General features: G+C 59.2%; 4 protein-coding genes. All 4 read left to right on the top strand.

Annotated elements, in window-relative coordinates; translation table 11 throughout:
* The first annotated feature begins 24 nt into the window (after positions 1-24).
* The 4 genes from truA to argC all read left to right on the top strand — a co-directional run bounded on the left by truA (position 25) and on the right by argC (position 3093).
* On the top strand, positions 25-774 hold the full coding sequence (gene truA, locus VJ604_RS13525) for a tRNA pseudouridine(38-40) synthase TruA (RefSeq protein ID WP_324083320.1): 750 nt from the start codon (positions 25-27) through the stop codon (positions 772-774).
* Between the two features lie 102 nt (positions 775-876).
* A complete protein-coding gene (rplM, locus tag VJ604_RS13520; RefSeq protein WP_324083319.1) occupies positions 877-1305 on the top strand; it encodes a 50S ribosomal protein L13 in 429 nt (142 codons plus the stop codon).
* 22 nt (positions 1306-1327) lie between these two features.
* Positions 1328-1717 (top strand): 30S ribosomal protein S9, encoded by a 390-nt coding sequence (gene rpsI / locus VJ604_RS13515; RefSeq protein WP_324083318.1) that lies wholly within the window; start codon positions 1328-1330, stop codon positions 1715-1717.
* Between the two features lie 335 nt (positions 1718-2052).
* Positions 2053-3093, top strand: a complete 1041-nt coding sequence (gene argC / locus VJ604_RS13510) for an N-acetyl-gamma-glutamyl-phosphate reductase (protein WP_324083317.1) — start codon at positions 2053-2055, stop codon at positions 3091-3093.
* Positions 3094-3145 lie beyond the last annotated feature (52 nt).

The raw sequence follows: 3145 nt of genomic DNA, 5'->3' as shown, positions 1-3145 counted from the left end.
TGGCAGTAGTTGGGTGAACGTCTTATGCGCAATATCAAGCTGATCATCGAATATGACGGCACCGCCTATGCCGGCTGGCAGGTGCAGCCGAACGGGCTCTCCATCCAGGAGGTGGTGGAGGGCGCGCTGGAGCGGATGCTGGGGGAGCCGGCGAGGCTCCGCTCCTCCGGGCGCACCGACGCCGGTGTCCACGCGCGCGGCATGGTCGCCTGCTTCAACACCGACAAGACCCTCCCTCTGCGCGCCTTCCGGGAGGGGCTGAACACTATGCTGCCGGACGATATCGCCGTGCGCGATGCCGCCGAGGTCCCGCTGGCCTTCAATCCCCGCTTCGATGCGAGCTGCAAACACTACCGTTACACCATCCTGCAGGACCCGCTCCGCTCGCCGCTTGCCCGCGGCGTCGCCTGGCGGCTGGCAGGACCGCTCGATCTCGACGCCATGCGAGCCGCCTGTGCGGAGCTGGTGGGCGAGCACGACTTCGCCGCCTTCCAGGCGGCAGGCTGCGCCGCCAAGACCACGGTTCGCATCATCAACTCGCTTGAGCTGAAGGAGCATGGCAGGTTCATCTACCTCGATGTGAACGGAACCGGTTTCCTGCGCAACATGGTGCGCATCATGGCCGGCACCTTGGTCGAGGTGGGGCGGGGGAGAAGGACGCCCGCTGATGTGGCCCGGCTCCTGCGCGACGGCGACCGGCAGATATCCGGCATTACCGCTCCGCCGCACGGCCTCTGCCTGATGGAGGTTTTCTACCCGCCGGAGGTCCTGTAGGTTTTTTTGTCTTGACATGATCCCGTAAATCGATTAAATTTTCAAACTTCCGCAAGTTGTCTGTGCTAGCGAGTGCTAATTCCATATAGCTGTGAGGTTTCAATGAAGACGCAAGTTGCCAAAAAAGAAGAAGTGACCAGGGATTGGTATCTGGTTGACGTAGATAATAAGGTCCTCGGTCGTGTGGCTACTGAAATCGCCAACGTGCTGCGTGGCAAGAACAAGCCGACCTTCACCCCGAGTGTCGATACCGGCGACTTCGTCATCGTCGTGAACGCCGAGAAGATCGCCCTCACCGGCAAGAAACTTGCCGACAAGACCTACTACAGCCACTCCTCGTTCCCGGGCGGCCTGAAAGAGATCTCCGCCGGTAAGCTCATCGAGAAGAAGCCGGAGGAGCTCCTGAAAAAGGCTGTCAAGGGCATGCTTCCCAAGAACAAGCTGGCCCGTCACATGCTGAAGAAGCTGAAGATCTACAGCGGCTCCGATCACCCGCATGCGGCCCAGCAGCCGAAAAATCTGAACATCTAATTCGTTCATCAGGAGATATAAAATGGTAGGAAGCTTTTACGCTACAGGCAAAAGGAAGTCCTCGATCGCCAGGGTTTGGATCAAGCCCGGTAGCGGCGAGATCACCGTCAATACCAAGTCTCTCGATCAGTACTTCGGCAGGGAAACCTCCAAGATGATCGTTAAGCAGCCGCTCGAGCTCACCGAAAACGTCGGCAAGTACGACATCTACGTGACCGTCAAGGGCGGTGGCGACTCCGGCCAGGCCGGCGCCATCAAGCACGGCATCACCAAGGCCCTGATCGAGGCCGAAGGCGAACTGCGTGGCACCCTGAAAAAAGCAGGGTTCATCACCCGCGATTCGCGCATCAAGGAAAGAAAGAAATACGGCAAGAAAGCTGCCCGCGCAAGCTTCCAGTTCTCCAAGCGTTAATCCGCTTACCGAGACCGCCGTTTTTTTCAGTACTGCAAAGGGGGAATCCGCAAGGGTTCCTCCTTTTGCTGTTTGACGGGATGTTCCGGTGTGGATCGATTCTTCCCTGTCCCTCCCGCATCGGTCCCCCCCTTGATAAAGGGGGGACAGGGGGGATTGCTTTTCTGTTTCGATGATCAGGGGGAAACCCATCCTCACCCTGTCCTTCCCCTTGAAGGGGAGGGGACGCTGTGGGACCGTCCTCCTGTGGGGATGGGCATCGGTCACAGTCCTTTTTCTTTACATCATCTATCCGTTTCGTTTAAATTTTTCTTTGACCATATACGGAGGCGTTCATGCTTAAGGTTGCCATCGTCGGCGCAAGCGGCTACACAGGAGTCGAACTGCTGCGCATTCTTCATGCCCATCCCGAAGTCGCGGTTACCGTTGTAACTTCCGAGCAGAACGCTGGTCGGCCAATCAGCGATGTTTTTCCGACACTTCGCAACCGGTGTGACATCACGCTGGAAAATGTCGAGCCGGTCAGCATCGCCGAGAGGGTCGACGTTGTCTTCACCGCCCTTCCTCACAAGGCGGCCATGGAGGTGGTCCCAACTTTTCTGAAGATGGGGAAAGACGTAGTCGACCTTTCCGCGGACTACCGCCTGCGTGATGCTGAGGTGTACGGCCGCTGGTACGAAAAGCACATGAACCCCGAGCTGCTCGCCAAGGCGGTGTACGGAATCCCCGAGCTGCGTCGCGCCAAGATTTGCGAAGCCTCCCTGATTGCCAATCCCGGCTGCTATCCGACCAGCGTGATCCTCGGACTGGCGCCGCTGCTGAAGGGAAAGATGATCGACCCCAAGTCCATCATCGTGGACTCCGCCTCCGGCGTCACCGGCGCAGGCCGCGGCGCCAAGGTCGACAATCTCTACTGCGAGGTGAATGAAGGGTTCAAGGCCTATGGCGTGGGTGGCGTGCATCGCCACATCCCGGAGATCGAGCAGGAGCTGTCGCTGCTGGCCGGAAACGACATCACCATTTCCTTTACTCCGCATCTCGTGCCGATGGATCGTGGCATCCTTTCCACCATCTATTCGATGCCGCTCGGCAAGGTGAAGGCCTCGGAACTGGTCACCCTGTACCAGGAGTTCTACGATGGCGAGCCGTTCGTGAGGGTGCTGCCGGAAGGGCGTGTCCCGTCCACCGCCAACGTGAGGGGCTCCAACTTCTGTGACATCGGCGTCGTCGTGGACGAGAGGACCGGCAGGATCATCGTCATCTCCGCCATCGACAACCTGGTGAAAGGCGCCTCCGGCCAGGCAGTGCAGAACATGAACCTGATGTGCGGCCTCCCGGAGACCCTCGGCCTCGACATCCTCCCAGTCTTCCCGTAACAGGTTTTAAGTCCCCTCTCCCGAAGGGGGAGGGTTAGGGAGGGGGAGCGCT

Origin of the sequence: Geomonas sp., assembly GCF_035254065.1 — a bacterium.
Classification (GTDB): Bacteria; Desulfobacterota; Desulfuromonadia; order Geobacterales; family Geobacteraceae; genus Geomonas.
This window is presented reverse-complemented; position numbering and strand designations above follow the sequence as displayed.

Excerpts from the sequence above, each read along its gene's own strand:
- truA (WP_324083320.1), top strand. The coding sequence starts at position 25 with ATGCGCAATATCAAGCTGATCATCGAATATGACGGCACCGCCTATGCC.
- rplM (WP_324083319.1), top strand. The coding sequence starts at position 877 with ATGAAGACGCAAGTTGCCAAAAAAGAAGAAGTGACCAGGGATTGGTAT.
- rpsI (WP_324083318.1), top strand. The coding sequence starts at position 1,328 with ATGGTAGGAAGCTTTTACGCTACAGGCAAAAGGAAGTCCTCGATCGCC.
- argC (WP_324083317.1), top strand. The coding sequence starts at position 2,053 with ATGCTTAAGGTTGCCATCGTCGGCGCAAGCGGCTACACAGGAGTCGAA.